The sequence below is a fragment of the Paenibacillus sp. FW126-R14 genome (assembly GCF_058789495.1).
Window position 1 is genome coordinate 35,546 of the sequence record NZ_JBYTBS010000043.1, and the last position, 14,375, is coordinate 49,920.

Annotated in this window: 16 protein-coding genes and 1 other annotated feature; of the genes, 11 read left to right on the forward strand and 5 right to left on the reverse strand. The window is 48.9% G+C overall.

Annotated features, from left to right (window positions below):
* Positions 1-28: 28 nt before the first annotated feature.
* Positions 29-1,528 carry an IMP dehydrogenase gene (locus tag AC3WRW_RS23470; RefSeq protein WP_492548701.1) on the forward strand — a complete coding sequence of 500 codons (1,500 nt, stop codon included), beginning with the start codon at positions 29-31 and terminating at the stop codon, positions 1,526-1,528.
* A gap of 90 nt (positions 1,529-1,618) precedes the next feature.
* On the opposite strand, the gene AC3WRW_RS23475 is transcribed toward AC3WRW_RS23470, so the two are convergent.
* The 3 genes from AC3WRW_RS23475 to mnmL form a co-directional block, all read right to left on the reverse strand.
* Positions 1,619-2,584 carry a type I phosphomannose isomerase catalytic subunit gene (locus AC3WRW_RS23475; RefSeq protein WP_492548702.1) on the reverse strand — a complete coding sequence of 322 codons (966 nt, stop codon included), beginning with the start codon at positions 2,582-2,584 and terminating at the stop codon, positions 1,619-1,621.
* 79 nt (positions 2,585-2,663) lie between these two features.
* Positions 2,664-3,242 carry a tRNA 5-(aminomethyl)-2-thiouridylate-methyltransferase MnmM gene (mnmM, locus tag AC3WRW_RS23480; protein ID WP_492548703.1) on the reverse strand — a complete coding sequence of 193 codons (579 nt, stop codon included), beginning with the start codon at positions 3,240-3,242 and terminating at the stop codon, positions 2,664-2,666.
* Positions 3,243-3,306: 64 nt separating this feature from the next.
* Positions 3,307-4,266 carry a tRNA modification radical SAM protein MnmL/YtqA gene (gene mnmL / locus AC3WRW_RS23485; RefSeq protein WP_492548704.1) on the reverse strand — a complete coding sequence of 320 codons (960 nt, stop codon included), beginning with the start codon at positions 4,264-4,266 and terminating at the stop codon, positions 3,307-3,309.
* Between the two features lie 152 nt (positions 4,267-4,418).
* Here mnmL and AC3WRW_RS23490 point away from each other — a divergent pair, with 152 nt between their 5' ends.
* The 3 genes from AC3WRW_RS23490 (at position 4,419) to trmB (ending at position 6,234) form a co-directional block, all read left to right on the forward strand.
* A complete protein-coding gene (locus AC3WRW_RS23490) occupies positions 4,419-5,066 on the forward strand; it encodes a WGxxGxxG-CTERM domain-containing protein (RefSeq protein ID WP_492548705.1) in 648 nt (215 codons plus the stop codon).
* Positions 5,067-5,217: 151 nt separating this feature from the next.
* Complete coding sequence (locus AC3WRW_RS23495) at positions 5,218-5,427, forward strand: hypothetical protein (RefSeq protein WP_492548706.1); 210 nt, start codon at positions 5,218-5,220, stop codon at positions 5,425-5,427.
* 75 nt (positions 5,428-5,502) lie between these two features.
* Entirely contained in the window at positions 5,503-6,234 is a 732-nt protein-coding gene (gene trmB, locus AC3WRW_RS23500; protein ID WP_492548707.1) for a tRNA (guanosine(46)-N7)-methyltransferase TrmB, read from the forward strand.
* A gap of 67 nt (positions 6,235-6,301) precedes the next feature.
* On the opposite strand, the gene AC3WRW_RS23505 is transcribed toward trmB, so the two are convergent.
* Entirely contained in the window at positions 6,302-7,429 is a 1,128-nt protein-coding gene (locus tag AC3WRW_RS23505; protein WP_492548708.1) for an MGDG synthase family glycosyltransferase, read from the reverse strand.
* Positions 7,430-7,434: 5 nt separating this feature from the next.
* Complete coding sequence (locus AC3WRW_RS23510) at positions 7,435-7,962, reverse strand: phosphatase PAP2 family protein (protein ID WP_492548709.1); 528 nt, start codon at positions 7,960-7,962, stop codon at positions 7,435-7,437.
* Between the two features lie 392 nt (positions 7,963-8,354).
* Here AC3WRW_RS23510 and AC3WRW_RS23515 point away from each other — a divergent pair, with 392 nt between their 5' ends.
* The 7 genes from AC3WRW_RS23515 to ilvN all read left to right on the forward strand — a co-directional run bounded on the left by AC3WRW_RS23515 (position 8,355) and on the right by ilvN (position 14,270).
* Positions 8,355-8,477 carry a hypothetical protein gene (locus tag AC3WRW_RS23515; protein ID WP_492548710.1) on the forward strand — a complete coding sequence of 41 codons (123 nt, stop codon included), beginning with the start codon at positions 8,355-8,357 and terminating at the stop codon, positions 8,475-8,477.
* 298 nt (positions 8,478-8,775) lie between these two features.
* Positions 8,776-10,011, forward strand: a complete 1,236-nt coding sequence (locus AC3WRW_RS23520) for a glycosyltransferase family 2 protein (RefSeq protein ID WP_492548711.1) — start codon at positions 8,776-8,778, stop codon at positions 10,009-10,011.
* Between the two features lie 30 nt (positions 10,012-10,041).
* Positions 10,042-10,187, forward strand: a sequence feature (ribosomal protein L20 leader region).
* A 52-nt stretch (positions 10,188-10,239) separates the two neighbouring features.
* Complete coding sequence (infC, locus tag AC3WRW_RS23525) at positions 10,240-10,740, forward strand: translation initiation factor IF-3 (RefSeq protein ID WP_167067530.1); 501 nt, start codon at positions 10,240-10,242, stop codon at positions 10,738-10,740.
* Between the two features lie 30 nt (positions 10,741-10,770).
* Positions 10,771-10,974 carry a 50S ribosomal protein L35 gene (gene rpmI / locus AC3WRW_RS23530; RefSeq protein WP_171683006.1) on the forward strand — a complete coding sequence of 68 codons (204 nt, stop codon included), beginning with the start codon at positions 10,771-10,773 and terminating at the stop codon, positions 10,972-10,974.
* 47 nt (positions 10,975-11,021) lie between these two features.
* Entirely contained in the window at positions 11,022-11,381 is a 360-nt protein-coding gene (gene rplT, locus AC3WRW_RS23535; RefSeq protein ID WP_127455519.1) for a 50S ribosomal protein L20, read from the forward strand.
* 655 nt (positions 11,382-12,036) lie between these two features.
* Complete coding sequence (gene ilvB / locus AC3WRW_RS23540; RefSeq protein ID WP_492548712.1) at positions 12,037-13,782, forward strand: biosynthetic-type acetolactate synthase large subunit; 1,746 nt, start codon at positions 12,037-12,039, stop codon at positions 13,780-13,782.
* Positions 13,779-14,270, forward strand: a complete 492-nt coding sequence (gene ilvN / locus AC3WRW_RS23545) for an acetolactate synthase small subunit (protein ID WP_492548713.1) — start codon at positions 13,779-13,781, stop codon at positions 14,268-14,270. The genes ilvB and ilvN overlap by 4 nt, the downstream gene beginning before the upstream one ends.
* Positions 14,271-14,375 lie beyond the last annotated feature (105 nt).

Sequence of the window (14,375 nt, forward strand, 5' to 3'; positions counted from 1 at the left end):
TATGGATCGATGAGGAGGAAATTGTAAAGTGGCCACGTATTATTTAGAACCATCCCGCACGTTCAGCGAATTTCTGTTAATTCCTAATCTTACAACGAAGGAATGTACACCGGCGAATGTAAAGCTGAAGACCCCGCTTGTGAAATTTAATCAAGGTGAGGAGCCGGCTCTTTCGCTCAATATCCCGTTCTCATCTGCTGTCATGCAGGCTGTTTCCGATGACGGAATGGCGATTGCTTTGGCACGCTGCGGCGGGATTTCCTTCATTTTTGGCTCCCAGTCGATTGAATCGGAAGCGCAGATGGTACGGAAAGTGAAAGGGTACAAGGCAGGCTTCGTCGTTAGCCGCTCCAACTTGACGCCCGATCACACATTAAGCGATGTGCTGGCATTGAAAGAAGAGACAGGCCACTCCACAGTAGCGATTACAGATGACGGGACAGCAAATGGCGTACTGCTCGGTATTGTAACAGGACGGGATTACCGGAAAAGCCGCGATCCGCTGGATCGTCCGATTCATCAGTTCATGACACCGTTCGATAAATTGATTTACGGCCAATCGGGAATTTCCTTGTCGGAAGCGAACAATTTAATTTGGGATCACAAGCTCAATTGCTTGCCGATTGTGGATAAACAGCAGAGGCTGGAAACGCTTGTTTTCCGCAAAGACTATGATGAGCATAAAGAAAATCCGATGGAGCTTCTAGACGGAAACAAAAGCTACATTGTTGGTGCGGGAATCAATACTAAGGATTACAAAGACAGAGTTCCGGCTCTCGTTGAAGCGGGCGTAGACATCTTGGTCATCGATTCCTCCGACGGCTACAGCGAATATCAACGTGAAACGGTACAGTATGTCAAAGAGAATTTCAATGTGAAAATAGGAGCGGGCAACGTTGTCGACCGGGAGGGCTTCCTGTACTTAGTGGAGTCTGGAGCGGACTTCGTCAAAGTAGGGATCGGCGGCGGCTCGATTTGTATCACCCGGGAACAGAAAGGGATTGGCCGCGGCCAAGCGTCTGCCATTATGGAAGTCGTCGAAGCCAGAGACCAGTATTTTAAAGAAACAGGCATATACATTCCGATTTGTTCCGATGGTGGTATCGTACATGACTACCATGTTACGCTGGCTTTAGCTATGGGCGCTGATTTTGTCATGTTGGGCCGGTATTTTGCCCGTTTCGACGAGAGCCCTACCAGAAAGCTGAAAGTAGGCAACAACTTCGTGAAAGAGTACTGGGGCGAAGGCTCCAATCGTGCCCGCAACTGGCAGCGTTACGATACAGGCGGCAAAAGCAAGCTTTTGTTTGAAGAAGGCGTCGATTCCTACGTGCCGTATGCGGGAAGCCTGCAGGAGAATTTGGACAAGACGATTGGCAAAATCAAGTCCACGATGTGCAACTGCGGTTCATTGAGCCTGGAAGAGCTGAAAAGCAAAGCGAGAATTGCGCTTGTTTCGGCGACCAGCTTGGTAGAGGGCGGAGCGCATGATGTTATTTTAAAAGAGAGTTCTTTGTCGGAAGAATAGAACAGCAGGCATAAAAAAAGCGCTCCACCGCATCTCGAATGATGACGGTTGGAGCGCTTTTGTATGCAACGCGGGTTGAAGAATAAGGCGTTAAGGCAGGTAGCTGCGGATAACGGTCATGCCGCCTTCAAGCGCATAGCTGCCCAGGTTGGCTGGAAGCAAGAAGCAATCGCCCGGTTTGGCGGAGATGCTGCCGTCTTCCCACTGAAGCGTTCCGCTGCCCTCTGCGATAACAAGGATCACGAAGCTTTCAGGGGATGTGCTCAGCTCCCATTTGGGGCCTACAAGCCCTTTTTCCACGATGAAAAAAGGAGACTCGGCCAGCGTCAGCCATGTGCTGGTTTCATTCATGTTCGTTTTCATACGGGTGGAGCCTGAGCCCTCATAGGCGATGACATTGAGCGAATCTTCAATATGAAGGTCGCGCGGCTTGCCATCCAACCCGGGACGGTTGTAATCGTATAAGCGATAGGTCGTGTCTGAGTTTTGCTGAATTTCGGCAACCAGAACGCCGGCGCCCAGCGCATGAACGGTTCCCGCAGGGATGTAGAAAGAATCGCCTGCTTCAACAGGCACTTCCTGCAGACAGTCCAGAATCCGGTTCTCGCTAATCGCTAGCGCCAAGCTTTCGCGTGTTACGCCTTCCTTCATGCCATATATAATTTTGGCTCCGGGCTTTGCATCCAGAATGTACCACATTTCGGTTTTGCCCAGCTCACCGGCGGCCAAATTCTCGTAGTTATCGTTCGGGTGAACTTGCACGGACAGGTCGTCTTCACAATCCAGAAGCTTGATGAGAAGGGGGAAACGGCCGTTTTTTTCGGAAAAGCCTTTAGTCCCGAATAGCGTTTTACCGAATTTCTCGCGAATTTCGTCTAGTCCCAGACCTGCGAGCTCTCCGTTAATGACCTTCGTTGTTCCGTTCGGGTGATCGCCGATCATCCAGCCTTCGCCAATCGCCCCTTCCGGCAGTTGAAAGCCGAACTTCTCCAGGGCTCTGCCTCCCCAGACGCGTTCTTTCATTTCAGGTTGAAATTGAAGCGGGTATGATTTCACTGCTATCCCTACTTTCTCTATAATTCTTCTGTCTAATGGCAAAATAGTGCTAATCACTATCTAGCATTATATCATGGGTCTATCTTTTTTCTAAAGCTAAAAGATAGGGCGCATGCGCGCTTGTATTCATGAATTGGTAGCGCAGCACCTGATAAGCGGCGAGCGGGAGCCGCTGCGCCCAAGCTTCGACCGCTGCTGCTTCTTCTGAGCCTCCATCGTGCCCGCTGTACAGCACGATGGTTACAATGCCGCCTTTGCGAAGCAGGCGGAGAGAGGCTTCCAAAGCAGGAAGGGTAGATTCCTGCTTGGTGATCGTTGCCGGATCGGCGCCTGGCAGGTAACCGAGGTTGAACGTGACCGCGGCTACTTTGCCATGGCGGTCTTCCGGCACAGCCGTCTCCATGAGCGCATGGCTGCATAAGCTCAAGTGCACAGAAGAAGATGCGTCCGGGAGCTCCTTCTCCAGACGCATCTTGGTTTGATCCAGCGCTTGCTGCTGGATATCGAAGCCGTACACGCGGCCCCGGCGGCCTGCCAGCTTCGCGAGAAAGACGGTGTCTACGCCGTTGCCGAGGGTTGCGTCAATGACCGTATCGCCCGGCTGAACGCGCTGCGCGATAAGTTGATGAGCAAAACCTAATACAGAAACAAAACCCATGCGAAATAGCCTCCATGCTGTTAGTGCTTGCCATAATGATTTGGGTTGATCCCAGAGCTTACGGTCAGTTGGTCTTGCCTTTCCAATACTTGCCCTGCCAAGTGTTTCGTTCCCTCAACAGCTTGTCAAAGCTATTGAGCACTTCCCATTTCTTGAGGCTCCACATCGGTCCGATCAGCAGATCCCGCGGGGCATCCCCTGTAAGCCGGTGAACAATCATTTCCGGCGGTAAAAACTCAAGCGTATCGACGATGAGCTTCACATATTCATCTTTTTCAAGAAATTGCAGCAAGCCGGCTTCATATTGCTTCACCATTGGCGTTTTACGCATTAGATGAAGCAAATGAATTTTGATGCCCTGTACATCCATCTGCGCGACAGCTCTGCCGGTGTCCAGCATCATGTCGTGCGTTTCTCCCGGCAATCCGTAAATAATGTGTGCGCACGTGCGAATGTTATGCTTGCGGAGCTTGGCGACGGCATCCAGGTAACACTGGGTGTCATGGGCACGGTTAATGAGCTGAGACGTGGATTCGTGAACGGTTTGAAGGCCCATTTCAACCCATAAGTAGGTTCGTTCATTCAACTCTGCCAAATATTCGATAACATCATCAGGCAAGCAGTCCGGCCGTGTGGCAATGGATAAGCCGACAACGCCCGGCTGCTGCAGTATGACCTCATAATATTCGCGCAGCTGCTCCACAGGCGCATACGTATTCGTATAGGCTTGGAAATAGCCGATATATTTAGCTTCGGGCCATTTCAGATGCTGGAGATCTCTGATTTTGTTAAATTGGGTAACGAGGTCGTCGCGGCGGCTTCCGGCAAAATCTCCTGAGCCTCTCGCACTGCAAAATGTACAACCGCCGGTCGCAATATTGCCGTCTCGGTTCGGACAAGTAAAGCCTGCATCGAGCATTACTTTGAATACTTTGCCGCCGAAAGCTTCGCGCATTTCATAATTCCATGTATGGAAACGTTTATCCCCCCATAGTTGGGGTGATTCTTGTATCAATGTAGACATCGGGTTCGTACTCCTTTCCTTCCACCCTATTGTAGCGAAAATTAAACATGAAAGCGACCCCTGCCTTTCCACCAACTTCCCCGTTAAAACAGGGCTTATCGGAGCATGATAACTTTGCATGACGATCATATGCCGAGAGGGGAAATGAACAAGTGAAAAAGTTTCGTACAGTGACATTAACGGTAGCTTTGACGGCAGCATTGAGCTTTGGGGCAGTTGGGGCGCACGCAAACGTAAGTACACCGACGATGAACACACATACGGGAACTTCGGGAACTATGGGAACTATGGGTACTATGGGAACAACGGGAACTACGGGAACTGCGGGAACGGGGACTACGACAACTTCGGGTTATACGGGAAGCAATTATGATGTTACAACGGGGACTAGCGCGGGAACGGGTATGTTGAACGGAACGGGGACGATGACCAATACGAATACGTACAACGCGACCCCGCTTGCAAGTCCGCTTGCTCCGACAACTACGACGTATCCTGGCAAATACGATGGAACGTACAGACCGAGCGGAACAACCACCAACACGTACACGGGGAAAAGCACAACCGGTACAGGGGTTATGGGCCAAATTAACGGTTATGGCAACAATCTCATGGACCGAATGAGCACGACAGGTACGACGGCAACGAACCGCGGCAATTATGATACGACCTCTTATCGTACTTATGCGACTACACCTACGAATACGGGTTCGAACTGGGGATGGCTTGGTCTGGTAGGATTGCTGGGACTGGCCGGTCTACGGGGAGGCAATAGAAGTAGAGATGAGAGCTATAAGTAAGACATAACTGCACAAAAGGCTGTCCCACAAGTCATTGAAATGACTGGGGACAGCTTTGTTTTTGATTAGCCACGATCTGCCAAGCATAAAGCGTTCAGCTCTAACCAAAACTAGGATAAAAGGCTGAAAAGGAAAGCAGGTGAAATCAATCATGGCGGTTCCAACCTTATTATCTTTACCGGCAGAAACCTTGTCGGTTGAACTGACCGTTAAGGAAGCTTTCGTTCTATGCAGTGGCGTGAAGTACGTGGCCGATCCGAATCTATCGAAGGAAGCCCGGCAAAAAGTGCTTCGTTCTTTAGAGCGCAAGCTGTTCCCTGCTGCGTCCTCCACCATTGAATATCATAAACTGGAAGTGTAATTCCCTTTGATTTTTTCCCTGGAATGGTCTATGATTTGTATTCGATAGCTTGTACGTGTAGGAGGCAAATTGTAGATGCGGTTACGGGGAAGAAAAGGAATCAGAGAAGATATAGAACGTCAGAAGGAACTTGTTGTTCTCAATGCTAAAGATTATAGAGGCAAATGGGCCGAGTTATTCGGCAACAACAATCCTATTCATGCTGAGCTTGGGATGGGGAAAGGCCGTTTCATCAGTGAAATGAGCAAGAAGTATCCCCATATTAATTTCATTGGCGTCGATATGTACGATGAGCTTATTCGCAAAGCAAGCGAGAAAGCGAAGATCGCTCATGAGATCAAGTCCGAGGAAGAGACGGAGTCTGCGCCGGGCATTCCGAACTTGAAGCTGATGCTGTTCAACATTGAACACATTGAAGAAGCTTTTGCCGAAGGAGAACTGGAGCGGGTGTATTTGAACTTCAGCGATCCATGGCCGAAGAAGAAGCATGCTCGCAGACGATTGACGCACCCGGGCTTTGTGGCCAAATATCAGCAGATTTTGAATGCAAACGGCGAAATTCATTTGAAAACCGATTCCCAATCGCTCTTCGAATTCTCGCTCAATTCTTTTGCCGATATGGGACTCAGAATGCGGAATATTTCCTTAAATCTTCACGCGGAAGGGTTTCACCCGGACCACGTTATGACGGAATATGAAACCAAATTCGCAACACAAGGCATGAACATTCACCGCTGCGAAGTTGTGATCGGTCAGGACGCGCTTGCTTCGCATCTGGACCAATTAAACAAAGCGAAAACGGAATAACGCATACAAAGGCTCTCTTTCTGTTCGATGACAGCAGAAAGGGGGCCTTTTTTGCGCCAAGCTATGGTTAGCCGAGCACTTGGAGAATAACCTCCGAACAATCAGCCGAAGGCAAATTCATTCTTTGACGGTAGTTCCAAACGCGTCTGGCCTGCACATCCGTATAGCGGCTGACCAGCATCGTCAACCAGTTGGCAATGGTGTCTGCGGACCGAATCGGCTCACCGAAGCCTTGCTCGGTAAAATAATGCACATTCTCCTCTTCCTGGCCCGGAATCGGATCATAGAACAGCATCGGAATGGATTTGGCCAGCCCCTCTGAACAGGTCATCCCCCCCGGCTTCGTAACGAGTAAATCCGAAACTTCCATTAATTTGTCGATGTCCGGTGTAAATCCGAGCAGACGGATGTTCGGATGCCGATAACGGTCGTCCGCGGCGAGCTTGGCTAACGTTTTGGCATTATTCCCGAGACAAAATATGAACTGCACACGGTCTCTCCACGTGACGAGATGCTCACTGAGGGAATCGCCGCCGATTAAGCCCCAGCCGCCTCCCATGACGAGCACCGTAGGCATCGCAGCCAATTGGAACTGCTGCCGGATCTTTGCTTTGTCGTGCGCCTCCCGGAAACTCGGATGAACGGGGATTCCTGTGATTTCGACTTGAGCGGCGGGGATGCCCCGGCCAAGCAGTTTATTTTTGACATCTTCTGTCGAGACCATATATTTGTTGACTTCTCTGCTGATCCAGGTTCCGTGTACATCATAATCCGTGATGACGGTGCAAAGCGGGATGGCAAGGCCGGCCCTCTTCAACCGGGAAACGACGACGCTCGGAAAAGGATGGGTGCAGACGATAGCCTGCGGAGCCCAATTCCGGATAATCTCTGCGGTCTGCGCGTAAAAAATGCGGTGCAGCGCCAGCTGCGTCAACCGGTTTAACGATTTCTTGTATTGGGAGCGGTATAGCCGTCCGTAAAGTTTGGGGCTTGCGGTCAGCGTCTTTTTGTAGGCTTGGAAAATCCATGGCGCTATTGTCGGATGCAGGAAAGCCCCGAGCTCCAATACGCGCGTTTCAATGTTTGCGCACCGCTTCTCCAAGCTGACTGCGAGCGCATAAGCTGCTTGCGTATGACCGGCCCCGAAGCCTTCCGAGAGGATGAGTACCCGTTTTTTACCCTGCACAGCATTCATTCATTTTACCCCCATAAAGCTATGGTTGTTAGAGCAGTCGCCGTACCGATCAGACACCCGACTAGACAATCGGATGGATAGTGCAGCCCTAGATAGATACGTGATATCCCGACGATGAGAGCAAGCGGCAGAAGGATAACGCCAAGAACAGGTATGGCTGTCATAAATGGAATGATGATGGAGAAGATGGCGGTCGTATGTCCGGACGGGAAGGAATGATCCGTTAATGGATTTTTGTAAGTAATCGCTTGGGGATGCACCAGATAAGGCCGAAGCCGCGGATATTTCTTTTTGATTACGGCAACCGGTATATGACTGAACGTAAGGGCGATGAGAGCTTGAATGCCTGCGGTTCTCAGAGGCCCTTGCCCGAATAAAGCGCAGCAGAGAGAAATGACAATCGTAGCCGTAGCTCCTCCCAGATGCGTGATTCTAGAAAAGAAATGATCCAGGAAGAAGTGCTGAATACGTTGGTTCACAAAGTGGAACATGCGAGTTTCATGATGCTGAAGCCAGTTCACGACTTTGCTCATGAGCAGTAGCCTCCTTCGGGTTTAAGATACCAGCTATTTCAAATTATAATGAACATTTATTAAAAAGAGATTAACGCAGTAATAAATGTTAAGAAAGTCGCGTTTACATTTTCAAGCTGGTTCGCCGCGGATAAAAACATGGAAAGAATGGAATAGTATTCCTTTTACATTGTAACCTAATTCCCGCAGTGTTATCCCATTCCTTAATGCCTATAACATCTATAATGCAAGCCCTTTCAATTTGGGATTTTTTGAATAAGCTGTCGATGCAAGACGCTTCTGGTTGAAACTGCCCGAACGAAAGTCAGTACTTAGGTCATATGGCATCTGGATCCATGAGTCCGTTATGCTTTATGTCGGGCAGTTGCAGTCCTTAAGAATGAGATTGGCTGATGACGGACTCTTTGCCTGAAAGCAGTTCGAATGCTATGAAGGATCCCTTCCATTTCACCGGCATCAGCCGTTTTACGGCAGGATCGGCAAAAGTTGTCAGGGTAAGCCCGGGTGAATTATAATAAAACCCGAATCACACGAGGGGTTGCTGTTGGTCTAAATGGTGAACTTTTTGTACACAATAAAATGAAAAACGTTGAAAACAGGACATTAACGAACTGATTTCAAGCACTTGCTGCAAAGTGTGTGCACGTTCCCCTTAAATCTCAGAGAACCGGCTATTTTTCGTTCTAAGCAGACTTTGACAAATAGGGGGAAAGAGAGGAAAATCAAGAGCGGTTAATTCACCTGTACATAATTGCACACTACGCATATAAAAAGACAGCTTGTGTGCATAAACAAAAAGGGGGACTTTGCTTCATGCTTGACAAGATTGTGCTTACGTTTCAGATTGGCTTGGCGCTTGTCGGTGCGTATCAGTTATTTTTAACGTTCTTTGGATGGTACCGTCCTAGAAACAAACAGAAGTTTGCGCCGCAAAAATCGTTTGCTGTTCTGGTCGCAGCACATAACGAGGAGCAGGTCGTTGGCGCATTGATTGAAAATCTGAAGGCTTTGGATTACCCCAAAGAGCTGTATGACATCTTCGTGATTTGTGACAACTGTACGGACAATACCGCGGAAATTACACGCAGCCATGGCGTTTACGCGATGGAGAGGCACAACCCGAACCTCAGAGGCAAGGGTTATGCGATCGAATGGATGCTGAAAGAACTTTGGAAGCGTGAACGTCAGTACGACGCGGTTGTTATGTTCGATGCCGACAATCTCGCCAGCCCGGACTACCTGCTTCACATGAACAATGATCTGTGCTCCGGCTCCAGAGTCATTCAAGCTTACCTGGATAGCAAAAATCCGAACGATTCCTGGGTTACCGGTTCTTACGCGATTTCGTACTACTTTGCAAACCGTTTCTGGCAGATGCCCCGCACGAATTTGGGCCTTGCCAACTATTTGGGTGGTACGGGCATGTGTTTTGAGTCCAAGCTCCTGAAGCAGATCGGTTGGGGAGCTACAAGTCTTGTAGAGGATTTGGAGTTCTCGATGCGCTGCATCAAGATGGGAATCAGACCGACATACAATTACGAAGCTATTGTTTACGACGAGAAGCCGCTTACGTTCAAAGCTTCCGCCAAACAGCGCTTGCGCTGGATGCAAGGACACTTTGACGTGGCTAAGCGTTACTTCTTTCCACTGTTGTGGCAAGGAATCAAAGAAGGCAGCTGGACGAAGATCGACGCGGCTGTTTACTCTGCCAACGTATATAACTTTTTCTTCGGAGCGATTATCTCCGTGCTGCTATGGATCAAGTCTGTAACGCCGGGATGGGCGGGTACGCCAATGCTGGCTGACATCAACCCGATTTTCTTCAACAGCGTGAGCATCGCGATCTATGTGCTGCTGCCGCTCTCCATGCTGGTTGAGAAGGCGCCTGGCAAAGTGTATAAATATTTAATTTTATATCCCGTGTTCATGCTGTCTTGGTGGCCGATTACGTTCTATGCGTTCTTCACGCAGAACAACAAACAATGGAGCCACACGGAGCATACGCGTGTCATTCGCCTGGATGAAATGAAAAGCAAACAAGTGAGTTGACTTTTCATCGCCGAGATGATATTATACTTCAAGTAAAAGCAGAAGCGCCCGCTTCTCACCTGACCGACAACCCGTTGGCTGGTTTGAATGAATCATCATGAATGCTGAATAGGTTGCTTAAACCTGTTGTTTATGAAGATGTGGGCCGTTACCAGTGCCCGCATCTTTTTTATATTGGATAGAGAGGTACATACTTTTTGGAGGTGGAACACTATTAGCAAAGAGCATATGATCAATGACGAGATTCGTGTGAAGGAAGTACGCCTGATCGGGGCGGACGGAGAACAACTCGGCATTACGCCGATTCGCGAAGCTCTTCAAATCGCACTCGACGCGAACTTGGATTTAGTGAACGTGGCACCGACGGCGAAGCCGCCTGTATGCCGCATCATGGATTACGGTAAATTCCGTTATGAAACACAGAAGAAAGAGAAAGAAGCTCGTAAGAATCAGAAGATCGTGGATATCAAAGAGATTCGCTTAAGCGCGACGATCGATGAACATGACTTCCAAACGAAGCTTCGCAATGCGGTTAAATTTCTTGGCGATGGCGATAAAGTGAAAGCCAGCGTCAGGTTCCGCGGGCGCGAAATAGCGCACTCGGAGATTGGTCGCAGAGTGCTTGAACGTCTGGCTACTGAAACAGCAGACATTTCCTCGCAGGAGCGCGCTCCTAAGCTTGAGGGAAGAAGCATGATCATGATCTTAACGCCGAAGGCGACAACCTAGGCGATATACTAAATTAGGAGGAAATACACCATGCCGAAAATGAAAACACACAGCAGCCTGAAAGGCCGTTTCAAGATTACTGGCACAGGCAAAGTGATGAGATACAAACAAGGTAAGAACCACTTGCTTTCCGGTAAATCTTCACGTACAAAACGCGTTTTGTCCACGAACCCAGTAATGGCTCCTGGCGATGTACGTCGTTTGCAACAACAACTGACACTTATTAAAGGCTAATTTTTAGCATTCGAACATTATTTATACATCCCAGGAGGTAGTTAACAATGGCAAGAGTCAAGGGCGGATTTATTCGCGCTCACCGTCGTAAGAAAATTTTGAAACTGGCAAAAGGTTATTTCGGTTCCAAACACCGTTTATTTAAAACAGCTAAAGAGCAAGTAATGAAATCTTTAGTGTATGCTTACCGTGACCGTCGCCAAACGAAACGTAATTTCCGCAGACTGTGGATCACTCGTATCAATGCAGGCGCTCGTCAAAACGGCTTGAGCTACAGCAAATTGATGCACGGCCTGAAATTGGCTGGTATCGACATCAACCGCAAAATCTTGGCTGATTTGGCTGTTAACGATGCTAAAGCGTTCAACGATTTGGCAACAGCTGCAAAAGCAAAAGTAAACGCGTAAGCTTCGCTTAGCGTTCTGAAAGCTTGTCCCCGTAAGGGGGCAAGCTTTTTTATTTTGGGCTGGGGGTGAGCGCAGCGTACCCCTTGGTTATGCGGCCATTGGATCGGGACGAGCTTGAGAAAGAGCTTGTCCCAAGCCAATGGCAGAAGCCTTTATTTCCTGAATTGATGGTATATTCCCTCAATTCCGCTTCTTTTATTTTTTCTGCTATTGACTAATGCTTCGGGGATGCATATAATAATCTCTAAATCATCTTATCCGATGATCTACACGAATGAATCGGCTATGAAGAGGAAGAAGTCATAAGGGCACTTATGCGCAGAGAGCGTTGGAATTGCTGAAACCATCGCCTTAATCCCTTACGTACGAAGTCACCTCGGAGCTGTTTTCCTGAAACTTACGGCATTGGCCGCAAGCGTAGGGAGAATCGGAAAAGCACACGTTATCGTGCTGAGGGTATTGTTCTTATCGAACATACCTGCTAAGGCTATGTGCTGTGAGGCATGTGGCAAATTTGGGTGGTACCACGGAAGCTTAAACCCCTTTCGTCCCGTTTAGCACGCTAAGTGCGTGTGCGGGATGAACAGGGGTTTTTCTTATTGTCTAAGAAAGCTCGAGGCATGACATGAACTTATTTTTTGAGAGGAGGATCACAATGAATGTTCAAACTGAACCAAAGAGGTCAAAAGAAGAACTGATTGACAAGCTGATGAAACCGGATCTGATCACAGGCTCCGAAATTTTGCTAAGAAGCTTATTGCTGGAGGGTGTGGACTGCGTCTTTGGATATCCGGGCGGCGCTGTTTTGTACATCTACGATGCGATGCATGGCTTTTCCGATTTTAACCACCTGTTGACAAGACATGAGCAAGGAGCCATTCACGCAGCCGATGGATATGCACGTTCCACAGGCAAGGTTGGCGTATGTATCGCTACATCCGGGCCGGGGGCTACGAACCTCGTCACTGGGATAGCTACCGCATATATGGATTCCGTTCCGCTCGTCGTTATAACAGGGAATGTTGCAACAAGCTTTATCGGTACGGACGCATTCCAAGAGGCAGATATTACGGGGATTACAATGCCCATTACGAAACACAGCTACTTGGTTCGCGATGTCAACGATCTGCCGCGCATCATTCATGAAGCGTTCCATATTGCGAACTCAGGTCGTAAAGGTCCGGTTCTCATTGACATACCAAAGGATGTCTCCGCTCATAAAACGATATTTAAACCTGTAACGGATGTTAATATCCGCGGCTACAATCCAACGGTACAGCCGAACAAGCTGCAAGTCGACAAGCTGCTGAAAGCGATCGAAGAAGCAGAGCGTCCGGTGATCATTGCAGGGGGCGGCGTTGTATACGCAGACGCATCCAAAGAATTGATCGAGTTCGTGAATGCTACGCAAATTCCAGTGGCGACAACGCTGCTCGGACTCAGCGGCTTCCCAAGCGCACACGAGCTGTGGCTCGGCATGCCGGGGATGCACGGAACATACACAGCGAACACAGCCATTCAGAATGCGGACCTCTTGATCTCCATCGGTTCGAGATTCGATGACCGTGTGACAATGAACTTGAACGGTTTTGCTCCTAAGGTGAAAACAATCGCTCATATCGATGTGGATCCTGCGGAAATCGGCAAAAACGTGAAAACCGATATCCCGTGCGTCGGCGATGTGAAAGCTGTTCTGGCTTTGGCCAATCAGAAAGCTAAGCCTGCGAAGAGCGAAGCATGGATTGCTGAAGTTCAAGCGAACAAAGAGAAATTCCCGCTGAAATACGGCGACACGGAAACTGAACTGAAACCGCAATTCGTCGTTGAAATGATTAGCGAGACGACGAAAGGCGAAGCGATCGTAACAACGGACGTTGGTCAACATCAAATGTGGGCCGCTCAGTTCTACAAGTTCAAAAACCCGCGCTCTCTGGTCACTTCCGGCGGACTCGGTACGATGGGCTTTGGCTTCCCTTCCGCGATCGGCGCGCAAATGGGCAACCCGGATAAGCTGGTTGTTTCCATCAACGGTGACGGCGGCGTTCAAATGTGTGCGCAAGAGCTTGCCATCTGTGCGATTCATAACATTCCGGTGAAAATCGTTATTTTGAATAACCAAGTACTCGGTATGGTTCGCCAATGGCAGGAAATCATTTATGAAAACCGCTACAGCCACATCGATCTGGCCGGCAGCCCGGATTTCGTGAAACTTGCGGAAGCATACGGCGTTAAGGGCTTGCGCGCTACGACGAAAGAAGAAGCAAGAAAAGCATGGCAGGAAGCGCTTGATACACCTGGACCGGTCTTGATTGATTTCGTCGTACCAAAAGGAGAGAACGTGTTCCCAATGGTTAAAGCGGGCGATACAATTAGCGATATGTTAATGGGGGATTCGGAATGACGACAACTAAACATACAGTTTCCGTACTCGTAAACAATCAGCCCGGTGTTCTGCAGCGCGTTTCCGGTTTGTTCGGACGCCGAGGCTTCAATATTGAAAGCATTACGGTAGGGGAGTCCGAAGAACTCGGACTTTCCCGGATGGTTATCGTAACAACGGGGGATGACAGCACGCTGGAGCAAATCTCCAAGCAGCTGTACAAGTTGATCGACGTTATCAAAGTGGTTGACCTCAGCTCAAACCCGATGGTAGCCAGAGAGCTTGCGCTCATTAAAGTAAATGCAGAACCGATCATGCGTCCTGAAATTCTCGGAATTGTAGAAACATTCCGCGCAGCGGTTGTCGACATTGGCCCATCGTCAATTATCGTGCAAGTTGTGGGAGATTCAGATAAAATAGATGCAATGGTAGAATTGCTTCGTCCTTATGGCATTCGTGAGCTTTCCCGTACGGGAGCAACGGCCATGATCCGGGGCTCAGTTAGATAAAGAATCAAATACAGCAATGTGAAAAAGTAGGCAAGCCTCCTTGAGTGGGGCTTTGAGCGGTGGACTCTTTAGCGCTTTAAAAGGCTGGTCGTTGACCTTCGTCAA

Bases quoted from the DNA above. Each gene is read 5' to 3' on its own strand.
- mnmM (WP_492548703.1), bottom strand. From the start codon at position 3,242: ATGGGTTTTGTTTCTGTATTAGGTTTTGCTCATCAACTTATCGCGCAG.
- mnmL (WP_492548704.1), bottom strand. From the start codon at position 4,266: ATGTCTACATTGATACAAGAATCACCCCAACTATGGGGGGATAAACGT.
- AC3WRW_RS23495 (WP_492548706.1), top strand. From the start codon at position 5,218: ATGGCGGTTCCAACCTTATTATCTTTACCGGCAGAAACCTTGTCGGTT.
- trmB (WP_492548707.1), top strand. From the start codon at position 5,503: ATGCGGTTACGGGGAAGAAAAGGAATCAGAGAAGATATAGAACGTCAG.
- AC3WRW_RS23505 (WP_492548708.1), bottom strand. From the start codon at position 7,429: ATGAATGCTGTGCAGGGTAAAAAACGGGTACTCATCCTCTCGGAAGGC.
- AC3WRW_RS23510 (WP_492548709.1), bottom strand. From the start codon at position 7,962: ATGAGCAAAGTCGTGAACTGGCTTCAGCATCATGAAACTCGCATGTTC.
- AC3WRW_RS23515 (WP_492548710.1), top strand. From the start codon at position 8,355: ATGACGGACTCTTTGCCTGAAAGCAGTTCGAATGCTATGAAGGATCCC.
- AC3WRW_RS23520 (WP_492548711.1), top strand. From the start codon at position 8,776: ATGCTTGACAAGATTGTGCTTACGTTTCAGATTGGCTTGGCGCTTGTC.
- infC (WP_167067530.1), top strand. From the start codon at position 10,240: ATGATCAATGACGAGATTCGTGTGAAGGAAGTACGCCTGATCGGGGCG.
- rpmI (WP_171683006.1), top strand. From the start codon at position 10,771: ATGCCGAAAATGAAAACACACAGCAGCCTGAAAGGCCGTTTCAAGATT.
- rplT (WP_127455519.1), top strand. From the start codon at position 11,022: ATGGCAAGAGTCAAGGGCGGATTTATTCGCGCTCACCGTCGTAAGAAA.
- ilvB (WP_492548712.1), top strand. From the start codon at position 12,037: ATGAATGTTCAAACTGAACCAAAGAGGTCAAAAGAAGAACTGATTGAC.
- ilvN (WP_492548713.1), top strand. From the start codon at position 13,779: ATGACGACAACTAAACATACAGTTTCCGTACTCGTAAACAATCAGCCC.